This is a genomic window from Streptomyces sp. BE303, from assembly GCF_036290945.1.
GTDB lineage: Bacteria > Actinomycetota > Actinomycetes > Streptomycetales > Streptomycetaceae > Kitasatospora.
Genome location: NZ_JAQYWZ010000623.1, coordinates 1 through 239, shown reverse-complemented (window position 1 = coordinate 239; position 239 = coordinate 1). Strand labels below are relative to the sequence as shown.

1 pseudogene is annotated in these 239 nt (G+C 72.4%); it reads right to left on the bottom strand.

Annotated elements, in window-relative coordinates:
- Window positions 1-239, bottom strand: a pseudogene (locus tag PUR56_RS14390) (PhoH family protein); the annotation flags it as partial.

The following is a 239-nucleotide window of genomic DNA, read 5'->3' as shown; positions in this document are numbered from 1 at the left end:
GACGTCGTACCCCTCGGCCTGCAGGTTCCGCGCGACCGCGAGGATGCGGGTGTCCGCCTCGCCGCCCCCGACCCGGTAGCCGGCCGGCAGTATCGACAGGTCGGAGTGGTTGAGCTCGACCCGGATGGTGCCGCCGAGCTCGCCGACCGGGATCGGCTCGTCGAGACGGCCGAAGCGGATCCGGAAGTCGTCGAGCAGCCGCAGCGCCTGGCGGGCGAAGTAGCCCAGTTCGGGGTGGT